15 protein-coding genes are annotated in these 21424 nt (G+C 70.2%); 13 read left to right on the top strand and 2 right to left on the bottom strand.

The window, feature by feature from the left end; genetic code table 11:
• Positions 1–504 precede the first annotated feature (504 nt).
• The gene (rpsT, locus tag MEU52_RS18220) at positions 505–771 is read right to left on the bottom strand and encodes a 30S ribosomal protein S20 (protein ID WP_238123727.1); all 267 of its coding nucleotides are present in this window, start codon (positions 769–771) and stop codon (positions 505–507) included.
• Positions 772–1075: 304 nt separating this feature from the next.
• Between rpsT and MEU52_RS18215 the strand changes: the two genes are divergently transcribed.
• From MEU52_RS18215 to trxA, 13 genes are all read left to right on the top strand, one after another.
• Positions 1076–2074 carry a complex I NDUFA9 subunit family protein gene (locus MEU52_RS18215; RefSeq protein ID WP_238123726.1) on the top strand — a complete coding sequence of 333 codons (999 nt, stop codon included), beginning with the start codon at positions 1076–1078 and terminating at the stop codon, positions 2072–2074.
• A gap of 55 nt (positions 2075–2129) precedes the next feature.
• On the top strand, positions 2130–2822 hold the full coding sequence (locus MEU52_RS18210) for a phosphoribosylanthranilate isomerase (protein WP_238123725.1): 693 nt from the start codon (positions 2130–2132) through the stop codon (positions 2820–2822).
• Positions 2819–4030: a tryptophan synthase subunit beta gene (gene trpB, locus MEU52_RS18205; protein WP_238123724.1), complete on the top strand. Its 1212-nt coding sequence runs from the start codon at positions 2819–2821 to the stop codon at positions 4028–4030. Before MEU52_RS18210 ends, trpB begins: the two co-directional genes overlap by 4 nt.
• Positions 4031–4086: 56 nt before the next feature.
• Entirely contained in the window at positions 4087–4401 is a 315-nt protein-coding gene (locus MEU52_RS18200) for a hypothetical protein (RefSeq protein WP_238123723.1), read from the top strand.
• Between the two features lie 46 nt (positions 4402–4447).
• On the top strand, positions 4448–5275 hold the full coding sequence (trpA, locus tag MEU52_RS18195) for a tryptophan synthase subunit alpha (RefSeq protein ID WP_238123791.1): 828 nt from the start codon (positions 4448–4450) through the stop codon (positions 5273–5275).
• A 159-nt stretch (positions 5276–5434) separates the two neighbouring features.
• Positions 5435–6337 (top strand): acetyl-CoA carboxylase, carboxyltransferase subunit beta, encoded by a 903-nt coding sequence (gene accD / locus MEU52_RS18190; RefSeq protein ID WP_238123722.1) that lies wholly within the window; start codon positions 5435–5437, stop codon positions 6335–6337.
• A 23-nt stretch (positions 6338–6360) separates the two neighbouring features.
• Positions 6361–7689 carry a bifunctional folylpolyglutamate synthase/dihydrofolate synthase gene (locus MEU52_RS18185; protein WP_238123721.1) on the top strand — a complete coding sequence of 443 codons (1329 nt, stop codon included), beginning with the start codon at positions 6361–6363 and terminating at the stop codon, positions 7687–7689.
• A 384-nt stretch (positions 7690–8073) separates the two neighbouring features.
• The gene (locus MEU52_RS18180; protein ID WP_238123720.1) at positions 8074–10566 is read left to right on the top strand and encodes a sensor histidine kinase; all 2493 of its coding nucleotides are present in this window, start codon (positions 8074–8076) and stop codon (positions 10564–10566) included.
• Positions 10566–12122 carry a tRNA (adenosine(37)-N6)-threonylcarbamoyltransferase complex ATPase subunit type 1 TsaE gene (gene tsaE, locus MEU52_RS21860; RefSeq protein WP_273546405.1) on the top strand — a complete coding sequence of 519 codons (1557 nt, stop codon included), beginning with the start codon at positions 10566–10568 and terminating at the stop codon, positions 12120–12122. Before MEU52_RS18180 ends, tsaE begins: the two co-directional genes overlap by 1 nt.
• A 17-nt stretch (positions 12123–12139) precedes the next feature.
• Positions 12140–12841 carry a nucleotidyltransferase family protein gene (locus MEU52_RS18165; protein ID WP_238123789.1) on the top strand — a complete coding sequence of 234 codons (702 nt, stop codon included), beginning with the start codon at positions 12140–12142 and terminating at the stop codon, positions 12839–12841.
• A gap of 41 nt (positions 12842–12882) precedes the next feature.
• Positions 12883–15933, top strand: a complete 3051-nt coding sequence (gene addB / locus MEU52_RS18160; RefSeq protein ID WP_238123719.1) for a double-strand break repair protein AddB — start codon at positions 12883–12885, stop codon at positions 15931–15933.
• Positions 15930–19412: a double-strand break repair helicase AddA gene (addA, locus tag MEU52_RS18155; RefSeq protein WP_238123718.1), complete on the top strand. Its 3483-nt coding sequence runs from the start codon at positions 15930–15932 to the stop codon at positions 19410–19412. Before addB ends, addA begins: the two co-directional genes overlap by 4 nt.
• Positions 19413–19497: 85 nt before the next feature.
• The gene (gene trxA / locus MEU52_RS18150) at positions 19498–19818 is read left to right on the top strand and encodes a thioredoxin (RefSeq protein WP_238123717.1); all 321 of its coding nucleotides are present in this window, start codon (positions 19498–19500) and stop codon (positions 19816–19818) included.
• Between the two features lie 201 nt (positions 19819–20019).
• On the opposite strand, the gene MEU52_RS18145 is transcribed toward trxA, so the two are convergent.
• Positions 20020–21186 carry a nucleotide sugar dehydrogenase gene (locus tag MEU52_RS18145; protein ID WP_238123716.1) on the bottom strand — a complete coding sequence of 389 codons (1167 nt, stop codon included), beginning with the start codon at positions 21184–21186 and terminating at the stop codon, positions 20020–20022.
• Positions 21187–21424: the final 238 nt, after the last annotated feature.

Raw genomic sequence — 21424 nt, 5'->3', positions numbered from 1 at the left:
TCCCGGGGTGAAAGTGACCATACACAGCCCCTCCCGGGGGTGCAACGCCTTTCCCCGGTCCTGCGGGATAACGGGCAAAAGCAGTGGATGTTGGCGCCTGTGACCGTTGCGTCGCTCAGTCGGCAAACCTCTGTCGGCACAATGAGAATCCAGGTCCTTCCTGCGCTGCGTGTGGACCGCGGCGCTGCCCGCTATGCGGTAAGGTGCTACGGCAGACGATGGGGCGCCTGCGCGGGGCTCGGGCTTTGGCCGCTAAGTCGCTTAGCGGCATATCGTTTTTCTGCGCGATTGCGGACCGGCTCAAAGCCCCGGTTCGGCAGTGGTGGAAGGGGCTGTGCTTGACTGTGACGCCGGCTTCGGACTCGCTTTCGGTGCTGCCCGATTCTTTGGCATCACCTTGGGCGCTGCCGGCGTTGGGGGTGTGATCCCCGGCTCAGAAAGAAAAAGGCCCGGCAATGCCGGGCCTTGATCGGACCTGTGTCCCGCCCCATCGGGGCGTGGGCGTCAGGCGCTGAGCTTGCGCACCCGCGCCGCCAGACGCGACACCTTGCGGGACGCGGTGTTCTTGTGCAGCACGCCCTTGGTGACGGCGCGCATCAACTCCGGCTCCGCGGCCTTGAAAGCGGCGGTGGCGGCGGTGGCATCACCGGTGGCCAGCGCGTCCTCGAGCTTGCGCAGATAGGTGCGCACGCGAGAGCGACGCGACCGGTTGACTTCAGTGCGGCGCTCGATCTTGCGCGCCGCCTTTTTGGCGGAAGGCGTATTGGCCATCGGCCGTCCTTGCTGGTTTGCGCAATGCGGATCGAAGCCTTGCGGCCAACCCGTCCTGCGTTGGAATGGCTGAACATGCGGGTGGCTCGCGCCACCTGCGAAGTGCCGGGTGTATAGTGGGCCTGCGGCGGGTCGTCAAGATGTCGTCGGCACCCTCTCGACCCCGGCGCGGGCGGTGGCGCGTGATTGGTGTCTGGACGAGATTGGGCACGATCGCGTATGTCGTGCCGGCACTCTATATATATGCGGGCGTCGGCGCTCGCATGGGAGCCGGTGTGAGATCAGGTAGGAGCGGGGGTCTGGCATGAGCGACATGACGAGCGACATGGCGATGACCGATCGTCCAGTTGGCGACAGCCTCGTGACGGTGTTCGGGGGATCGGGTTTCCTCGGCCGGCATGTGGTGCGCGCGCTGGCGCGCCGTGGCTACCGCGTGCGCGTGGCGGTGCGGCGTCCGGAGCTCGCCGGCTTCCTGCAGCCGCTCGGCTTCGTCGGCCAGATCCAGGTGATCCAGGCCAATGTCCGCTTCCCCGACTCGGTGGCCCGGGCGGTGGATGGCGCCCATGCGGTGGTCAATCTGGTGGGCGTGCTGGCCTCCGGCGGCAAGCAGACCTATGACGCCGTGCACGTGGCCGGCGCCAAGGCCATCGCTGAAGCCTGCGCCAAGATGGCTGTGCCCCTGGTGCACGTTTCGGCCCTGGGGGCGGATGCCTCTTCGCCCTCCGGCTATGGCCGCAGCAAGGCGGAAGGCGAGGCGGCGGTGCGCGCGGCGGTGCCCGATGCGGTGATCTTCCGCCCCTCCGTGGTGTTCGGCCCGGAGGATACTTTTTTCAATCGGTTCGCCGGCATGGCGCGGTTCGCGCCAGCCCTGCCGCTGATCGGTGGCGGCGCCACCAAGTTCCAGCCGGTGTTCGTGGGCGACGTGGCCATCGCCATCCGCAAGGCGGTGGACGGTGCGGCCAAGGCCGGGACCGTCTATGAGCTGGGCGGCCCCGAGGTGCGCAGCTTCCGCGAGCTCATGGAACTGATGCTGCGCGAGATCTGCGCGCGCAAGCCGCTGGTGTCCATTCCCTTCGGTCTGGCGGGCCTCATGGCGAGCCTGACCCAGTGGATTCCCGGTGCGCCGCTCACCCGCGACCAGGTGGAGATGCTGAAGGCGGACAATGTGGTGTCGGATGCGGCCAAGACCGAGGGGCGGACCCTCGCCGGCCTGGATCTGACGCCCACCGCGCTGGAAGTGGTGCTTCCGAGCTATCTTTGGCGCTTCCGCAAGGCTGGGCAGTTCACCCGCGTCGAGGTGTGATCGACGCGCCCGGTTGAGGCGGTCGCGGCCGTGGATGGTCGCAGGGAAGGATGTGATGGCATTCGAGGTCAAGATCTGCGGCCTGACCACGCCCGCCGCGCTCGACGCGGCGCTGGCGGCGGGCGCCGATCTGGTGGGCTTCGTGCACTTTCCGAAAAGCCCGCGGCATCTGCCCTTGGAGCGGGCGCCGGCGCTGGCGGCGCAGGCGCGCGGCCGTGCCCTCAAGGTGGCGCTGGTGGTGAATGCCGACGACGCGGAGCTGGCGGAGGTGATCGCCGCCCTCGATCCGGATCTGTTGCAACTGCATGGTCGCGAGACCCCGGAGCGGGTGGCCGAGATCCGCGCCCGCTTCGGTCGCCCGGTGATGAAGGCGCTGCCGGTGGCGGTGCGCGCCGATCTCGCCGCCCTGCCGGACTATGCCGCGGTCGCCGACCGCATCCTGTTCGACGCCAAGCCCGCCCCCGACGCGCTGCTGCCCGGCGGCAACGGCCAGGTGTTCGACTGGGAGCTGGTCCGCGGCCTTGACGTGGCGCGCCCGCTCATGCTTTCCGGGGGGCTTGATGCCGGCAATGTGGCTGAGGCCATCGCGGCGACCGGCGTCGGTGGGGTGGATGTCTCCTCGGGGGTGGAAACGGCGCCCGGCGTGAAATCGCCGGAGAAGATCCACGCTTTCGTCACCGCGGCCCGGCGGGCCCGCGCGGGCCTTGCCCCTTCCTCATTCCTCACATCGAAAGCCCAGGCTTCGTGAACGTGCTCAATTCCTATCGCACCGGCCCTGATGATCGGGGTCATTTCGGCATTCATGGCGGGCGGTTCGTCGCCGAGACGCTGATGCCGCTCATCCTGGAATTGGAGGCGGCCTACACGGCGGCGAAGGCCGATCCCGCCTATCAGGCGGAGATGGACAGCTACCTCGCCCATTATGTGGGCCGGCCCTCGCCGCTCTATTTCGCCGAGCGGCTGACGGAGCATCTGGGTGGCGCCAAGATCTATCTGAAGCGCGAGGAGCTGAACCACACCGGCTCCCACAAGGTGAACAACGTGCTGGGCCAGATCCTGCTGGCGCGGCGCATGGGCAAGACCCGCATCATCGCCGAGACCGGCGCCGGCCAGCACGGTGTCGCCACCGCGACCCTGTGCGCCCGCTTCGGCCTGCCGTGCGTCGTCTACATGGGCGCGGTGGATGTGGAGCGTCAGGCGCCCAACGTGTTCCGCATGAAGCTCCTGGGGGCCGAGGTGGTGCCGGTGCAGTCCGGCTCCAAGACCCTCAAGGACGCCATGAACGAGGCGTTGCGCGACTGGGTCACCAACGTCTCCGACACCTTCTATTGCATCGGCACCGTCGCCGGTCCGCACCCCTATCCGGGCATGGTGCGGGACTTCCAGTCCATCATCGGCCGCGAGACCCGCTCCCAGATGATGGAGATGGAGGGCCGGCTGCCGGATACGCTGGTGGCGGCGGTGGGCGGTGGCTCCAACGCCATGGGCCTGTTCCACGAGTTCCTGGACGAGCCGAGCGTCGAGATCTTCGGCGTCGAGGCGGCCGGGCGCGGCATCGAGACCGGCGAGCATGCCGCCGCCATCATCGGCGGCCAGCCGGGCGTGCTGCACGGCAACCGCACCTACCTCCTCATGGATGGCGACGGGCAGATCAAAGAAGCCCACTCCATCTCCGCCGGGCTCGACTATCCCGGCATCGGCCCGGAGCATTCCTGGCTCAATGATGTGGGCCGGGTGAAATATATCCCCTGCACCGACCAGGAAGCGCTGGATGCGTTCCAGCTGCTCACCAAGCTCGAAGGCATCATTCCCGCCCTGGAGAGCGCCCATGCGGTGGCCAAGGCCATCGAGCTGGCGCCCCAGCGGCCCAAGGATCAGGTGATGGTGGTCAACCTCTCGGGCCGCGGCGACAAGGACGTGCCGCAGGTGGCCGAGATTCTGGGGACGAGCCTATGATCTCGCATGCTGTGTCTCACGCCGTGACTGTCCGGGCCCGCCGGTGCGCCGGGGCCATGGCGCTCCTGCCGCTGCTCGCCACCGGGGCTGTGGCCGCCGATGGCATTCCGGCGGGGCTGAAGCTCACCGCCGGCAAGGTGGAGACCGATGCGGCCGGCGCCTTCGTCTCGGTGGCGGTGGCCAACGGCACGGCGACCACCTTCGGCCAGATCATCGTCAGCTGCAGCTTCACCGGCGGCGGCCAGACCCTGGGCACCTCCTCCACCACGCTGTTCTCCACGGTGGGCGGCACCACCGGCAACGATCAGGTGCGCCTCATGGGCGCCACCTCGGCCACCGCCGCCGCCTGCGAGATCACCCGCGCGCAGTGAGCGCGCGCCTCCCCACCGGGAGGCCAACCATGGCATGTCCGATCCGATGACCACCCGCATCGCCGCCCGTTTCGCCGCGCTCAAGGCCGAGGGCCGTCCCGCCCTCGTCACCTTCATCACCGCCGGCGACCCCGACGCCGAAACCTCCCTCGGCATCCTGAAGACCCTGCCGGGCGCCGGCGCCGACATCATCGAACTGGGCATCCCCTTCACCGATCCCATGGCCGACGGTCCGGCCATCCAGGCCGCCGGGCTCCGTGCCCTGAAGGGCGGCCAGACCCTGGCCAAGACCCTGGCCATGGTGAAGATGTTCCGGGTCGAGGACGATGCCACGCCGATCGTGCTGATGGGCTATTACAACCCCATCTATGTCTATGGCGTCGACCGGTTCCTGGCCGATGCCCTGGCGGCCGGCGTCGATGGCCTCATCATCGTCGATCTGCCGCCGGAGGAAGACGACGAGCTGTGCCTGCCGGCCCTGAAGGCGGGCATCGACTTCATCCGCCTCGCCACCCCGACCACTGACGAGCATCGCCTGCCGGTGGTGCTGCGGAACACGGCGGGCTTCGTCTATTATGTCTCCATCACCGGCATCACCGGCTCGGCCACGCCCGACGCGGACGTGGTGGGCAAGGCGGTGACGCGCATCAAGGCTCACACGCCCCTGCCGGTGGCGGTGGGCTTCGGTGTGAAGACTCCGGAACAGGCCAAGGCCATCGCCGCCGGCGCCGATGGCGTGGTGGTGGGCTCGGCCCTGGTGGAAGCGGTGCGGCGCACCCTGGATGAGAGCGGCGCCGCCACCGCCAATACGGTGCCGGCGGTGGAAGCCCTGGTGGAGGGATTGGCGGCGGCGGTGCGCTCGGTGCGCCGCTGAGCTGCCCGCCGGCGCCCGCACCGTGCTGGAAAGCGAGGCTCCGCCGCATTTTCGCCGCGACGGGCTCGCCATTAGATGGGATAATGTTGCGCTGCGAAGCTGCGCCTTACGGTGCGCCAAGGCTTGTGTTCAGCGCGTTCGCCTTCGGAGAACCGTCCTGTGAATTGGATTTCCAACGTCGTCCGCCCGAAGATCCGCGACTTCCTGGCGCGGCGCGAGGTGCCTGAGAACCTCTGGGTGAAATGCCCGGAGACCGGGCAGATGGTGTTCCACAAGGACCTCGAGGCGAACCTCTACGTCATTCCGAGCTCCGGCTATCACATGCGCATGGACGCGGTGAAGCGGCTCAAGGCCACGTTCGACAATGGCGCTTACGAAGAGGTGCCGCTGCCCGAAGTCGCCATTGACCCGCTGAAATTCCGCGACGAGCGCCGCTACACGGACCGGCTGAAAGACGCCCGCTCCAAGACCGGGTACCAGGACGCGGTGAAGGTTGCGACCGGACTCCTGGAAGAGCTGCCGGTGACCATCGCGGTGCAGGATTTCGGCTTCATGGGCGGGTCCCTGGGCATGGCCGCCGGCGAGGCGGTGGTGAAAGGCCTGGAAACCGCGGCCGAGAAGGGCACGCCCTTCATCATGTTCGCGGCCTCCGGCGGCGCGCGCATGCAGGAGGGCATCTTGTCCCTCATGCAGATGCCGCGCACCACGGCCGCCATCCAGGAGCTGCGCGAGGCCAGGAAGCCTTACATCGTGGTGCTCACCAACCCCACCACCGGCGGCGTCACCGCGTCCTATGCCATGCTGGGCGACGTGCAGATCTCCGAGCCGGGTGCCCTCATCGGCTTCGCCGGCCCGCGGGTGATCGAGCAGACCATCCGCGAGAAGCTGCCCGACGGTTTCCAGCGGGCGGAATATCTCTTTGCCCACGGCATGATCGACATGGTGGTGCACCGTCACCAGATGCGCGAGACGCTGGGCCGCCTGTGTCGTCTGATGATGAAGGCGCCGGCGCTGCCGCCCAAGGGCCGGCTGCCGGGGCCGGCGACGGCCGACGTGGCCTGAGGCACCTCAAGGTCTCGACGCACATGGCCCTTCCACTGCCGAAAACCCAACCGGGGCAGATCCTGGCGCGCCTCTCGGCGCTGCATCCCAAGCGGATCGACCTGTCGCTCGCCCGCATGGAGCGCCTGATGGCGGCCTTGGATCACCCGGAGCGGCGGCTGCCGCCGGTGATCCATGTGGCCGGCACCAACGGCAAGGGCTCCACCATCGCCTTCATGCGCGCCATGCTGGAGGCCTCGGGGCGCTCGGTTCATGTCTATACCTCGCCCCATCTGGTGCGCTTCAACGAGCGCATCCGTCTCGGCGCTCCCGGGCGTGGCGAACTGGTGAGCGACGCGCTGCTGGCCGATGCCCTCGATCGGGCAGAAGCGGCCAATGACGGCGCCCCCATCACCTTCTTCGAGATCACCACGGCGGCCGCGTTCCTGCTGTTCTCCGAGCATCCGGCGGACGTGCTGCTGCTGGAGGTGGGCCTCGGCGGCCGGCTCGACGCCACCAATGTGGTGCCTTCGCCGCGCACCAGCGTCATCACGCCGGTCTCCATTGACCATGTGGATTTCCTCGGCGCCACCGTGGCCGCCATCGCCGGCGAGAAGGCGGGCATCATCAAGCCCCACGCTCCGGTGGTGGTGGGCGAGCAGGTGCCGGAAGCCCTTGCCGTCATCGAGCGGGCGGCGGCGCGGGTGCGGGCCCCGGTGTTCGCCCGCAACGAACATTGGCATGTGCATGAGGAGGCCGGCCGGCTGGTCTATTCCGACGAGGATGGGCTGGTCGACCTGCCGCTGCCGCGCCTGGTGGGGCCACACCAGATCGACAATGCCGGCCTCGCGGTGGCCGCTCTGCGCAGCCTGAAGCTTCCCGCGGCCGCCCAGGAGACTGGCATTCTCGGTGCCGAATGGCCCGCACGCCTGCAGCGGCTTGCCAGCGGCACCCTGGTTTCGCGGGCGCCCAACGGTGCGGAAGTGTGGCTCGACGGCGGGCACAATGCCGCCGGCGGCGCCGCCCTCGCCCATGCCCTGTGCGGCCTGGAGGAGCGCTATTCACGGCCGCTGGTGATGATCATCGGCATGCTCGGCACCAAGGATGTGGCGGGCTTCCTCTCGCCCTTCGCGGGGCTGGTCCGCGAGGCCATCGCGGTGCCGGTGCCGGACAATCCGGCCGCCCTGACCCCGCAGGAGGTGGCGGATGCCGCCACCCGCCTCGGCATCACGGCGCGCACCGCCGGCAGCGTCGCCGCGGCCCTCGACAGTCTGGGCAGCACGCCCATGGTGCCGCCGGCCCGCATCCTCATCTGCGGTTCGCTCTATCTGGCGGGCGCGGTGCTGGAAGCCAACGGCACCCCGGTGGCCTGAGGCGCGGGTCGCCCCGGCCGGACCGCTGAGCCGAACCCGCCGTGGATTGGCGGGGCCGGGCGGCCCTTCAATGGCCCGCCCGCCTTCGGTAAGGTCTGCTTGATAAAGTCGTGATTGATTCGAGAGCACGGGTTCGTCCGGCGTGCGCGCTGGTGGCATCGCGTGAGCGGGGCGCCGCGGCTGCGGCGCCTGCGGCCTCTCGCGCAAGCCGTTGGCAGAGCGGGTTTCCAAGGGCTGCGCCGTGGCTGTGGCGCGGTCGCGTGCCGGCCCGGGGAGCGGAGCGTTTCGGACATGGGGAAAGGCCAGGGGCGCGACATGGCGGTGAGGCGCGTGGCGATGGGGCAGGGTGCGGAGAACGTCCGGAGCGGAGAGCGTGCGCGCCTTTTGGATGTCGCACTGCCGTTGGTCGTCGGCGCCGGTGCGCTGCGCCGGCTGACCGGAGGCTTGTCCCGCATGCTGCTGGCCTCCACCGCCTTGGGCGCCAGTGCCGGAGCGGCCTGGGCGGCCGTCGGCGCGTCCGCGCCGGGTCTCCCGCAGGCCGCGCTTTCTTTCGGCAATTTGGCGCCCTGGCTCGCGCTGCTGGCCCTGGCCGGCGGCGGCGCGGTTGCTTTCGGCAGTCACCGGGCGGTGCGCGCGGCCCGGCAGGCGGCCGCAGAGGCGGATGCCCGGGCCGATGCGGCGGCACACGTGAGCGCGCGGGCGCGGGCGGAAGCCCACAGCTTGCGGTACCTGCTGGGCTCAGGCGCCGAATGCGCGCTGGTCTGGATGCGCCCGGGTGCCGAGGCGGAGACCTTCGGCGTGCCCGAGGCGCGTCGCGTCGCGTGGCTCGGGGTGGCCGCCGCCGCTGAGGTCGAAGCGGCGCTGACGCGTCTGAGGACCCAGGATGGGGGCCTTGATCACACGGTCCGCGCCGAGGATGGTCGCCTGTTCCGCCTCACGGGGCGCACCCTCAACGGCGCCGGCGTACTGCTCATTCATCCCGAGGCTCGGGACACGCGTGCAGCGGGGGATGGCGCTTCGGCGCAGGATCTGGCGGCCGGTCTCAAGGCGATGCTGGACGCGGCCCCGGCGCCCGCCTGGCTGAAAGCGCCGGATGGCACTTTGGCCTACGTCAACCCGGCCTTTGTGGCGGCGGTGGGGGCCAGCTCGCCGGAAGAGGCCCGGGCCGAGGGGCTCGACCTGCTCGACAGCAAGGCGCGCACCGCGGCGGCCAATGCCGAGCGCGGCTCCGGCGCCTTCCAGGGCCGGGTGCGCGCGGTGGCGGCGGGCCAGCGGCGCCAGCTCGATGTGGTGGAAGTGTCGGGTCCGTTCGGCATCGCCGGCCTGGCGGTGGACGTGAGCGCGCTCGACGCGGCGAAGGCGGAGACCGCGCGGGCGGTGGCGGCGCACCGCAATACCCTCGATCAGTTGACCACGGCGGTGGCCATCTTCGGGCCTGACGAGCACCTGGTGTTCTACAACGCCGCCTATGAGCGGCTGTTCGATTTCTCGCCGGCGTTTCTGGATCAGCACCCCTCCGACGGGCAGATCCTGGAGAATCTGCGCACCCGCCGCAAGGTGCCGGAGCAGGCGGATTTCCGCGCCTGGCGGGCGCAACTGCGCGAGGCCTATCGGGCGCTGGAGCCGGTGAACGACTGGTGGCATCTGCCCGGTGGCGAGATGCTGCGGGTGGTGATCACCCCCAATGCAGAAGGCGGCATCACCTATCTGTTCGACGACCTCTCCGAGCACATGGCGCTGGAGAGCCGCTACAACACCCTGATCCGTATCCAGGGCGAGACACTGGACGCGCTGGCGGAGGCGGTGGCGGTGTTCGGCAGCGAGGGGCGGCTGCACCTTTACAACGAAGCCTTCCTGTCGCTGTGGGCGCTCGATGCCCAGACCCTGGGGGACAAGCCGCATATCGACACGGTGGCGGCCCTGTGCCGCTCCCGCCATGGGGAGAGCTCCGCCTTTTCGCGCATCCGCTCGGTGGTCACCGCCATGGAGCATCGCGAGAGCGAGACCCTGCGTCTGGAGCGGGCCGACGGCCGGGTGCTGGACGGCACCGCCCAGCCGCTGCCGGATGGCGGCACACTGGTGACCTTCCGCGATGTGACCGACAGCGTGAAGGTGGAGCGCGCCCTGATCGAGCGGGCCGAGGCCCTGGAGCAGGCGGACAAGCTGAAGAACGCCTTCGTCGGCCACGTCTCGTACCATTTGCGTACGCCGCTCAATACCTTGATGGGTTATGCGGACATGCTGCGAGAGGGCATGGCGGGGCCGCTCAACAGCCGCCAGCGCGACTATCTCGACCATATGCGCCAGTCCTCGGACCAGTTGCGGTCGCTCATCGACGACATCCTGGACCTCGCCAGCATCGACGCCGGCGCCATGGAGCTGGATCTGGCGGAAGTGGATGTGAAGGAGATGCTGGAGAGCGTCGCCGAAGCTGCCCATGACCAATTGGAGGAAGCCGGAGTGCGGCTTGCCATGGCGGTTCCCGCTGATGCCGGGGCGTTTACCGCCGATCCCAAGCGGGTGCGGCAGATCCTGTTCAACCTCCTTGCCAATGCCATTGCCGCTTCGCCGGAGGGGGGCACCGTGACCCTGGCCGCCGAGCGCCGGCCGCAGGAGGTGCTGCTGAGCGTGCGCGACGAGGGGCCGGGGGTGCCCGAAGAGGTGGCCGAGACGCTGTTCGAGCGGTTCGAGAGCCGCAACGCGCGTCCGCAGCACCGCGGCGTCGGCCTCGGCCTCGCCATCGTGCGCTCGTTCATGGCGCTGCACGGCGGTTCCGTCAGCGTGGTGTCCGCCGCCACCCGCGTGCCTGGTGCGCGGGGCACGGTGGCCGCCTGTGTCTTTCCGCTTCCCGACAGCTTCCACCGAGAGGCCGCCTGATGAGTGCCTTCATCCAGCGTGTGGCCGGCCATCCCGGCGCGTTTCAGGCGGTGCTGCCCAACCTTGCCGCCACCGAGCGGCTGGGGGTGGTGCTGGCCTCCTGGTTCGGCGCCAATGACGTCATCACCTTGTCCGGCGAGCTGGGGGCCGGCAAGACGGAGCTGGCCCGCGCGGTGGTGCGGGCCATGGCCGGCAGCCCGGACATCGAGGTGCCGAGCCCCACTTTTCCCATTGTCATCAGCTATGATTTCAGCCGCGGCCGGGTGGTTCACGCCGATCTCTACCGCATCGTCGAGGACGAGGAGCTGGACGAGATCGGCTGGGACGAGGTGGGCGATGATGCCCTCCTGCTGGTGGAATGGGCCGACCGGGCCGGCGACCGCCTCGCCGAGAACCGGGTCGACATCCTGCTGTCGCTGGCGCCCGATCTCGGCCCGGAGGCGCGGCTTGTGGAACTGACCGGCCATGGCGCCCTGGTGGAGCGGCTCAACCGCCTCTATGTGGCGGAGGGGCTGATCGAATCCGCCGGCTTCGGCGCGGCGGAGCGGGTGTTCCTGCAGGGGGATGCCTCCAGCCGCTCCTACACCCGCCTGGACCTGCCCAACCGCTCGGCCATCCTGATGAACGCGCCGGCGCGGCCCGATGGCCCACCGCTGCGCGGCGCCGGCGTGCCCTATAGCCGGCTGGTGCATCTGGCGGAGGATGTGAAGCCGTTCGTGGCCATGGACCGGGCCTTGCTGGGCCAGGGCTTCTCGGCGCCGCAGATCTATGCGGCCGACATCGATGCCGGCCTGCTGGTGCTGGAGGACCTCGGCCAGGACATGGTGGTGCGCGCCGATCCGCCGGCCCCCATCCGGGAGCGCTACGAGGCCGCCATCGGCGTGCTGGCGGCGCTGCATACCCGCAACCTGCCGCAGATCCTGCATGTGGCGCCGCGGGTGGAGCGGCCGCTGCCGCCCTATGACATCGCCGCCTTCCTGGCGGAGGTGGACCTGATGCTGGACTGGTACCTGCCGGCCCGGGGCATCAAGGTCGACGGGGTGGTGCGCGAGGAGTTCCACCTGTTCTGGCGCAGCGCCCTCAGCGCGGTGCTGGCGGAGCCGCCGACCTGGGTGCTGCGCGACTATCATTCCCCCAATCTCATCTGGCTGCCCGGCCGCGAGGGGCTGAAGCGGGTGGGGCTCATCGATTTCCAGGATGCGGTGCTCGGCCCGGCCGCCTATGACGTGGTCTCGCTGACCCAGGATGCGCGGGTGGACGTGCCGGAGGCGCTGGAGCTGCAGCTGGTGGGCCAGTATGTGAAGGCCCGGCGCGAGGCGGACCCCACCTTCGACGTGCGCTCCTTCGCCCGCTCCTACGCCCTCATGGGGGCCCAGCGGGCCACCAAGATCCTTGGCATCTTCACCCGGCTGGAACAGCGCGACCGCAAGCCGCAATATCTGCGTCACATCCCGCGCGTACGGCGTTATCTGGCCCGCTGCCTGGGCCACCAGGAACTGGGCTCGCTCCGCACCTGGTATGAGGCCGTTCTGCCATCGAAGGATCTGAATTCGTGACGCGTATCCATAAGGCCATGGTGCTCGCCGCCGGCCTCGGCACCCGCATGCGGCCCTTGACCGATCGCATCCCCAAGCCCCTCGTTCCGGTCTACGGCCGGCCCCTGGTGGACCATGTGCTGGACGCTCTGGCCCAGGCGGGCATCGACGCGGCGGTGGTGAACGCGCACCATCTGGCGGACCTGCTGGAGGCGCATCTGGCCAACCGCAAGGGTTCGCCCGACATCACCATTTCCGATGAACGCGGGGTGCTGCTGGAGACCGGCGGCGGGGTGCGCAAGGCGCTGCCGCTGCTGGGGCCTGATCCGTTCCTCGCCATCAATTCCGACACCATCTGGATCGAGGGGGCGCGGCCCAATTTGGAACGGCTGATGGAGGCGTTCGATCCGGCCGTGATGGATGCGCTGCTGCTGCTGGCGCCTGCGGCCAATTCCATCGGTTATGACGGGCAGGGGGATTTCCAGATGGACGCCTCCGGCCGGCTCAGCCGCCGGGGCGAGCGCTTGGTGGCGCCCTTCGTCTATGCCGGCGCCTGCATTCTGAAACCCGAGCTGTTCGCCGGAACACCGGAGGGGCCGTTCTCGCTCAACCGGGTGTTCGATCGGGCGGGCGCGGCCGAGCGCCTGTTCGGCCTGCGGCTCGATGGCATCTGGATGCATGTGGGCACGCCGGAGGCCATCGCCCTAGCCGAGGAAGCCATTCAGCTCTCCAGCGAGTAGGATCGGCCGCCCCGCCAGGGCGAATCCGAGGGAAGATTTCCGTGCCGCGCGTGCTCTCCATCCCCTTCACTGCGCCTTTTCTTGCAACCCTGGCGCGTGCCTTGCTGGATGGGCGGCTGATCGAGGGCTATGCGCCGCGTCCCAACGCTGGCGATCCTCTGGCGCTGGCGTCGGCCACCGTGTTCCTGCCCACCCGCCGCGCCTGCCGGCTGTTCACCGAGGCGCTGCTGCGGGAGGCGCGGACCGATGCGCTGCTGCTGCCCCGCATCGTGCCCCTGGGCGACGTGGATGAGGACGCCCTGGCCTTTTCGGAGGATGCGCCGGCACTGGCGGCGCCCCATGCCATCGCCCCGGTGCATCGGCGGCTGGTGCTAGCGACGCTGGTGTCCCGCTGGCGGGAGACCCTGAAGGCCGGGGAGGGACGGGCAGCGGTGGCCGCCGGACCCGCCGCCACGCTGGCCCTGGCCGACGAACTGGCCCGCCTGTTCGATGATCTTTCCACCGCCGGCGTGCCTTTGTCGCGGCTCGATGGGCTCACCCCGCGCGAGCTGGACCCCTATTTCGAGATCAGCCTCGATTTCGTGCGCATCGCCCGTACCGGCTTCGAGGCCTATCTCGGCGCCGTGGAGAAGGTGGAACCCGCCGTGCGCCGCGATGCGCTGGTGGATGCGGAGGCGCGCCGCCTCACTGGCCTGGGCGCGGCGGCCGGCCCCGTCATCGCCGCCGGCTCCACCGGCTCCATGCCGGCCACGGCGCGGCTGCTGAAGGCCATTTCCCGCCTGCCGCAGGGCGCCGTGGTGCTGCCCGGGCTCGATCTCGATCTGGAGGACGAGGCCTTCGCGCTGCTGCTGGACCCTGCCCAGAGTGCGCCGGACCATCCCCAATACGGCCTCGCCAAGCTGCTGAAGACCTTGGAATTGACCCGCGCCGACGTGGTGCCCCTGGCGCCCGGCGGCCCCCGTGTGCTGCTGCTGAGCGAGGCTATGCGGCAGGCGGAAACCTCCGACCTGTGGGCGCGCCTGCCGGAGCGCCTGCCGGAGGCGGCGCGGGCGGAAGCGACCGCGCGCCTCACCATCGTCGAGGCCGACGACCCGCGCCAGGAGGCCCTGGCGGTGGCGCTGCTGCTGCGCGAGACGCTGGAGCGGCCGGGGGAGACCGCCGCCCTCGTCACCCCCGATCGCGATCTCGCCCGCCGGGTGGTCTCGGAAATGGCCCGCTTCGGCGTCAATCTCGACGATTCCGCCGGCACGCCCTTGGGCGAGGCGCCGGTGGGCCGGCTGGCCCGGCTCATGGTTCAGGTGGCGGCGGAAGGCTGCGCGCCGGTGCCTTTGTTCGCTTTGCTCTCTCATCCCCTGGCCGGCTTCGGGCTCGATCCGGAGCTGAAGGCGGAGGCGCTTGCGGCGCTGGAGCTGGCGGCCCTGCGCGGTCCCCGGCCACGGGCCGGGGTGGCGGGGCTGCGCGCGGCGCTCGATGCCTGCGATCCCGACAGTTTCCGCGGCGCCGATCCGCGCCGGCGGCTGACCGATGGGGCCCTGGAGCGGGCGCGCCTGCTGGTGGATCGGCTTGATCCCGCCCTGGCGCCGCTGATGGCGCTGGGCGAGAAGCGCGGCCCGCAGCCGCTGCCCGACCTGGTGGCCGCGCACCGGGCCGCGTTCGAGGCCGTGGCTGGCGCGCTTGATGTCAATGACGAGGACCCCGGCCGGGCGGCCCTGGCGCGGGCGTTCCAGGCGGTGGGGGAAGCGGCGGCCGACGGGCCGGCTCTGGCAGTGTCCGATTATGCCGATGCGGTCTCTTCCCTCATCGGCGATGCCATGGTGCGGCCCGCCGGCGACAGCCACGCCCGGCTGCGCATCCTCGGGCCGCTGGAGGCCCGCCTCGTCCATGTGGATCGGGTGGTGCTGGGGGGCCTGGTGGAAGGCGTGTGGCCGCAGCAGGGGGAAACCGACCCCTGGCTCAGCCGGCCCATGCGGCTCGATCTCGGGCTCGATCTGCCGGAACGGCGCATCGGCCTCTCATCCCACGATTTCGTGCAGGCGTTCGGCGCGCCCGAGGTGGTGCTCTCCTATGCCGGCAAGGTGGGCGGCACCCAGAGCGTGCCCTCGCGCTTCCTGAAGCGGCTGGAGACGGTGCTGGGGCCGGAGCTGAGCGCCGCCGCGCGGGCGCGCGGCACGGTGTGGACCGCCTCGGCCTTGGCGCTCGACGCCGGCCCGCCGGTGCCCCGGGCCACCCGGCCGGCGCCGGCCCCGCCCCTGGCGCTGCGGCCGCGTCGGCTGACGGTGACCGAGATCGAGACCTTTCTGCGCGATCCCTATTCCATCTTCGCCCGCCACGTGCTGGGGCTGGTGCCGCTCGATCCTTTGGATGCCGCCCCCGGCGCCGCCGAGCGCGGCTCGGCGCTGCATGCGGCGCTGGGCAGCTTCAGCCAGGCTTTTCCGGATGCGCTGCCGCCCGATGCGCTTCAAGCGCTCCTCGCCCATGGCCGGGCGGCCTTCGCGCCGCTCGCCGCCTTCCCGGCCGAGCATGCGGTGTGGTGGGCGCGGTTCGAGCGGGTGGCGGCCTTCGTGGTGGAGTTCGAGCGGCGCCGCCGGGTGAATTGCGCGGCGCTGGTGGCCGAAACCCCGGGCCAGCTCGACCTCGCTCTGGGGGAACGCAATTTCCGCCTCGCCGGCCGCGCCGACCGGATCGAGGTGAAGCGCGACAACACCTTGGCGGTGCTCGATTACAAGACCGGCTCCGCCCCCACGGCCCGGCAGGTGGCGTCACTCTCCCCCCAGCTCGCCTTGGAGGCGGCCATGGCCACCCGTGGCGCCTTCAAGAATGTGCCGGCGCTGCCGGTGTCCGAACTGACCTATGTGGAACTGAAGGGCGGCGCCACCGGTGGCGAGGAAAAGCCCATCACCTACAAGGATCGCACAGTGGCCGACGTGGCCGAGACCGCCTTGTCCGGCCTCATGTCGCTTCTGGCGGCGTTCGAGGACGAGGCGCAGGGCTATCGCTCTCTGGCGGCGCCCCAGTGGCAGGGCGGCTTCGGCGATTATGACCACCTGGCCCGGGTGCGCGAATGGGCCCTGGGCGGGGAGGACGAGGCATGAGCGGCGCCACCACAGCTCCCGCCGCCAGTGGCCCCAAGGCGGAGGCCACCCGGCGCCAGTCGCTGGCCTCCGATCCCGCCCATTCTGCCTGGGTCTCGGCCAATGCCGGCTCGGGCAAGACCCATGTGCTGGCGCGCCGCGTCATCCGCCTGCTGCTGAACGGGGTGGCGCCGGCCCGCATCCTCTGCCTCACTTATACCAAGGCGGCGGCCGCCAACATGTCCAACCGGGTGCTGGGCATTCTCGGCCGCTGGGTGGGGCTCGACGATGCCGCCCTCGACGCCGAGCTTGCCGCCGCCACCGGCGCCGGCGTGAGCGCGCCCCTGCGGGCCCGGGCGCGGCGGCTGTTCGCGGCGGCGCTGGAAACCCCGGGCGGGCTGAAAATCCAGACCATCCATGCCTTCTGCGGCGGGCTTCTGCATCGCTTCCCGTTCGAGGCCGGGGTGGCCGCCGGCTTCCGGGAGCTGGACGAGGTGGGGCGGGCGGAGCTGATGGCCCACATCCGCCAGGATCTCATCGTCGAGGCCACCGGGCGGCCCGAGCAGCCCCTCGGCCAGGCGCTGATGACGCTGATGGCCGAGCTTTCCGACAGCTCCATCACCGCGCTGCTGGATGCCGCCATCGCCGAGCGGGCGCAGATCGCGGCCCTGGGGGAGCGCGAGCGGCGGACGGCGTTGGCGCGCGCCTTGGGCCTCGTCTCCACCGCCGGGGTGGCCGAGCTCGAAGCGCAGGTGCTGGAGAGCCCACACCTGCCCTGGAGCGAATGGGAGGCGGCGGGTGCCGCCTTGATGACCTCCGACAAGAAGACCGACCAGGAGCGCGGCGCCGCCCTCATCGCCGCCTATGAGGCCGGCGATCCCGCCGAGGCGCAGGCGGAGTATCTCAGCGTCTTCCTCACCGCCAGCCGCGAGCCCCGCGCCGACCGGAGCCTTGCCACCAAGTTCGTCGGCGAACACTATCCCGACCTCCTGGAGCGCATGAAGGCCGAGCGGGCGCGCCTTCATGAGCTGGAAGGGGCGCTGCGCGGCGCCCGCATCCTGGAGCGCACCGAGGCGGCCCTGGTGCTGGGCGCCGAGGCCTGCCGCCGCTACGAGGCGGAGAAGGCCCAGCGCGGCCTGCTGGATTTCGACGACCTGGTGGCCCGGGCCTCCGGCCTGCTCAACCAGGTGCCGGCCTCCTTCGTCCATTACAAGCTCGACCAGGGCATCGACCATGTGCTGGTGGACGAGGCGCAGGATACCAGCCCCGCCCAATGGCAGGTGGTGCACGGCCTCACATCGGATTTCTTCTCCGGCGAGGGCGCCCGGCCCGGGGTGCAGCGAACCATTTTCGTGGTGGGGGACGAGAAGCAGTCCATCTTCTCCTTCCAGGGCGCCGATCCGCGCGCCTTCGGCGGCATGCGGGCGGAATTCGCGCTGAAGGCCGGCACCGCCGCCTTCCATGAGGTGAAGCTGCCCCATTCCTTCCGCTCCGCCCCCGGGGTGCTGGAGGCGGTGGACCGTATCTTCGCCGGGACGGGTGCCCATGCGGGCCTCACCCTCGACGCATCGGCGCCGGTGCATGCCGCCATCCGCGCCGATGCGCCGGCTTTGGTGGAGGTGTGGCCCACCACCGTGCCGACCCCGGTCCCCGAAGTGGACGACTGGCGCCGCCCCCTCGACGCGGTGCCGGCCGATGATCCGGTGACGGCGCTGGCCGAGCGCATCGCCCGGTTCGTGCAGGCGGGCATCCACGCCGGCCTCGCCATGCCGGCGCGGGGCGGCCGGCCCATGCGGGCGGGCGACGTGCTGGTGCTGGTGCGCCGGCGCGGGCGGGTGTTCGAGGCGGTCATCCGCGCCCTGAAGGAGCTGAAGGACCCGCGCGTCGCGGTGGCTGGCGCCGACCGGCTGGTGGTGGCCGAACACATCGCCGCCCTCGACCTGATGGCGTTGGGCGACGCGCTGCTCTCCCCGGACGACGACCTCGCCCTCGCTTCGGTGCTGAAAAGCCCCCTGTTCGGCTGCACCGACGACGATCTGATGACCCTGTGCCCCGGCCGCAAGGGTCGCCTCGCGGACGCCCTGGCGGCGGCGGACGCGCCGCGCCTCGCGGCCGCGGCGCGCCGCCTTGGCGACTGGCGGGCGGAAGCGCTGGCGCTGCGGCCGTTCGACATCTATGCGCGGATCCTGGGTCGCGACGGCGGCCGCAAGGCCATGCTGGCCCGTCTCGGCCCGGAGGCGGCGGACGTGCTCGACGAATTCATGACCCTGGCCCGCACCTATGAGGGCACCGAGCCGGCGAGCCTCGCCGGTTTCCTCGCCTTCCTGCGCCGGGGCGGGGCGGAGACCAAGCGCGACATGGAGAGCGGCCGCGACGAGGTGCGGGTGATGACCGTGCACGGCGCCAAGGGCCTGGAGGCGCCCTTGGTGATCCTCGCCGACACCATCGACCTGCCCCGCCCGCGCACCGCCGGCGGCTTCCTGCGCCTGCCGGCCAGCGGCGGCCAGGAGGTGCCGGTGCTCGCCCCGCGCAAGGCGGAGGATCCGCCGGCGGTGGCCGAGGTGCGGGCGGCTGCGGCGGCCCGTGCCCTCGACGAATACCGCCGGCTGCTCTATGTGGCGCTGACACGTGCCGAGGATGCCCTCATCGTCTGCGGTGCCGAGACGGCGCTGCCGGCCAAGGACAAGGACCATGCCCGTCCGGAGGGCTGCTGGTACGAACTGGTGCGCGAGGCGCTGGAGCCCGATGCAGTGCGAGTGCCCGCTCTCGGTTTCGAGGGCGAGGTGTTGCGCTGGGGCGGCGGCGCCTTCGCTCCGGCGGCCGGCGCGGCGGCCACCCCCACGGTCGTCGCGCCGGCCCTGCTGCATTTTCCATCGGTGCCGGCCCATGAGGCTCCCCTGCGCTCGCTCAAGCCGTCTGCCGCAGCACCGGCCGCGGCCGGATCGGCGGGTGTGGAGGAGAGGCTGTCGCCACTGGTGCGGGGTGACCTGGTGCATCGCCTGCTCGCCGGCCTGCCGGAGATCGCCCCGGCGGAGCGGGAGCGGGCGGGGCGGCGGCTGCTTCAATATGCCGGCCATGGCCTCGCGGCGGCGGATGCCGAGCTGATTCTCACCGAGGTGCTGGGGGTGCTCGGTCATGCGCCGCTTGCGGATCTGTTCGGCCCGAAAAGCCGGGCCGAGGTGCCGCTGGTGGCCGAGCTGGCCCTTGCCGGCGGCGGCCGGGCGGCGGTGAACGGGCGCATCGACCGGCTGGTGGTGAGCGCGGAGCGGATCCTCATCGCCGACTTCAAGACCGACCGTATCCCGCCGGAAACCCTTGCGGGCGTGGCGCCGAGCCATGTGGCCCAGCTCGCCCTTTATGGCGCGGTGCTGGCGCGGGCCGGCGGCGGCCGGCCTGTGGAAACTCGGCTGGTCTACACGGCGGCGCCGCGGGTGTTTACCCTGGAGCCCGAGCTGCTCGCCGCCGCCCTCGATCGGCTTTCGGTGCTCACCACGGCGTGACGTGGCTTGACGGGACGGGGAGGGGCTCCCTACGTTCCGGGACAAGATTCAGTGGTTCTTCCAATCTGCCCCCACGAGGTATGCCATGGCCGTCGAGAAGGTGTCCGACCAGAATTTCGAAGAGGACGTGATCAACTCCTCCGCGCCGGTGATCGTCGATTTCTGGGCGGAATGGTGCGGCCCCTGCCGCATGGTGGCGCCGATCCTCGACGAGGTCTCCGGCGAGATGGACGGCAAGGTGCGCATCGTGAAGCTGAACGTGGACGAGAATCCGCAGACGGCGTCCAAGTACGGCATCATGTCCATTCCCACCCTGCTGCTGTTCAAGGATGGCAAGATCGCCTCCCGTCAGGTGGGCGCGGCCCCCAAGGCCAAGCTGGTGCAGTGGATCAACGCCGCCATCTGAGCCGGCGCTCCATCTCAATCCGCGTTCAGGGGACGGCTTCGGCCGTCCCCTTTTCGTTTCCGAAGGTGGCCCGGCATGCCGCCCGGGCGGAGAGCACGACCGGCCGGCGGCGCCTTCTCGAAGATCTGTTCTCGCCGTTGATCGACATCGGCGCCAGCGCCCTGAAGGAGCCCTGGTGGCGCGCCTCCAGGGCTGGCGGGCTCAGTCGGAGCCGAACAGGTCGCGGGTGAACACCTTGTGCGCCACGTCGGCGAGCTCGTCGGTCTGCCGGTTGGCGATGATGAGGTCGACGCTGGTCTTGAAGTGCTCCAGGTCGCGCTCCACCGGCGAGTTGAAGAAGCTGTCGTCCTTCAGCTGCGGCTCGTAGACGGTGACGGGGATGCCCTTGGCCTTGATCCGCTTCATGATGCCCTGGATGGAGCTGTCGCGGAAATTGTCGGAACCGGCCTTCATGGTGAGGCGGAAGATGCCGACGTGGCGCGGCGCCCGGGCCAGGATGCGCTCGGTGATGAATTCCTTCCGGGTGCTGTTGGCGTCGACGATGGCGCGGATCAGGTTCTGCGGCACTTCCGAATAATTGGCCAGCAGCTGCTTGGTATCCTTGGGCAGGCAGTAGCCGCCATAGCCGAACGAGGGGTTGTTGTAGTGGCCACCGATGCGCGGATCGAGGCTCACGCCGCCGATGATCTCGCGGGTGTCGAGGCCATAGGCCATGGCGTAGCTGTCGAGCTCGTTGAAGAAGGCCACGCGCATGGCCAGATAGGTATTGGCGAACAACTTGATGGCTTCCGCCTCGCTGGAGCCGGTGAACAGCACCGGCACATCCTTCCGGATGGCGCAGTCCTGCAGCATTTTCGCGAAGGTCTTGGCTTCGCGGGTGTGCTCGCCGACGATGATGCGCGAGGGGTGGAGGTTGTCGTGCAGGGCCTTGCCCTCGCGCAGGAATTCCGGCGAGAACAGGATGTTGTCGCGCCCCACCTTGGTGCGGAGCCGGTGCACGAAGCCCACCGGAATGGTCGACTTGATGATGATGGTGGCTTCAGGATTGATGACGCCGGCCACGTCCACCACCTGCTCCACCGAATGGGTGTCGAAGCGGTTGGTCTGGGTGTCGTAATTGGTGGGGGTGGCGACGATGATGAAATCCGCCCCGGCGAAGGCCTCCTCGGCGCTCAGGGTGGCGGTGAGGTCGAGCGGCTTCTCGGCCAGGTAGTGTTCCACATCCGCATCGACGATGGGGGACTTGCGCGCGTTGATCATCTCGACCCGCGAGCGGTCCACATCCAGGGCGACAACGGTATGTTGCTGGGCCAAAAGGACCGCGTTGGAAAGGCCGACGTACCCCAGTCCGGCAATCGCAACCTTCATGCTGCTGCACTCCCGATGTCTTCGCTCGATGTCCGCATGGGGACGCACACGAATTTTGTGCGCCGCCGAAATCCCCGCACGGCTTCTTAGCAGAAACCCGCCGCGCAGGTGTACCCACACGGGAGGCGAACCTCGGATGCGGTGTGCCGCGGCTGAGGGCACTGGCGGCAGAGACAGGCAGGGGGATTGGGGGCGAAGAGCCGAGAGCGGCCCGCGCGAAAGCCCCGGTGGCGCCGGC

Origin of the sequence: Xanthobacter sp. NM-25 (assembly GCF_022138605.1) — a bacterium.
In the GTDB taxonomy this organism is placed as follows: Bacteria; Pseudomonadota; Alphaproteobacteria; order Rhizobiales; family Xanthobacteraceae; genus Xanthobacter.
Note: the sequence above shows the minus strand (reverse complement) of the source record. Positions and strands in the feature narration are given on the sequence as shown.

Bases quoted from the DNA above. Each gene is read 5' to 3' on its own strand.
- rpsT (WP_238123727.1), bottom strand. From the start codon at position 771: ATGGCCAATACGCCTTCCGCCAAAAAGGCGGCGCGCAAGATCGAGCGC.
- MEU52_RS18215 (WP_238123726.1), top strand. From the start codon at position 1,076: ATGAGCGACATGACGAGCGACATGGCGATGACCGATCGTCCAGTTGGC.
- MEU52_RS18210 (WP_238123725.1), top strand. From the start codon at position 2,130: ATGGCATTCGAGGTCAAGATCTGCGGCCTGACCACGCCCGCCGCGCTC.
- MEU52_RS18200 (WP_238123723.1), top strand. From the start codon at position 4,087: ATGGCGCTCCTGCCGCTGCTCGCCACCGGGGCTGTGGCCGCCGATGGC.
- trpA (WP_238123791.1), top strand. From the start codon at position 4,448: ATGACCACCCGCATCGCCGCCCGTTTCGCCGCGCTCAAGGCCGAGGGC.
- MEU52_RS18185 (WP_238123721.1), top strand. From the start codon at position 6,361: ATGGCCCTTCCACTGCCGAAAACCCAACCGGGGCAGATCCTGGCGCGC.
- tsaE (WP_273546405.1), top strand. From the start codon at position 10,566: ATGAGTGCCTTCATCCAGCGTGTGGCCGGCCATCCCGGCGCGTTTCAG.
- MEU52_RS18165 (WP_238123789.1), top strand. From the start codon at position 12,140: ATGGTGCTCGCCGCCGGCCTCGGCACCCGCATGCGGCCCTTGACCGAT.
- addA (WP_238123718.1), top strand. From the start codon at position 15,930: ATGAGCGGCGCCACCACAGCTCCCGCCGCCAGTGGCCCCAAGGCGGAG.
- trxA (WP_238123717.1), top strand. From the start codon at position 19,498: ATGGCCGTCGAGAAGGTGTCCGACCAGAATTTCGAAGAGGACGTGATC.
- MEU52_RS18145 (WP_238123716.1), bottom strand. From the start codon at position 21,186: ATGAAGGTTGCGATTGCCGGACTGGGGTACGTCGGCCTTTCCAACGCG.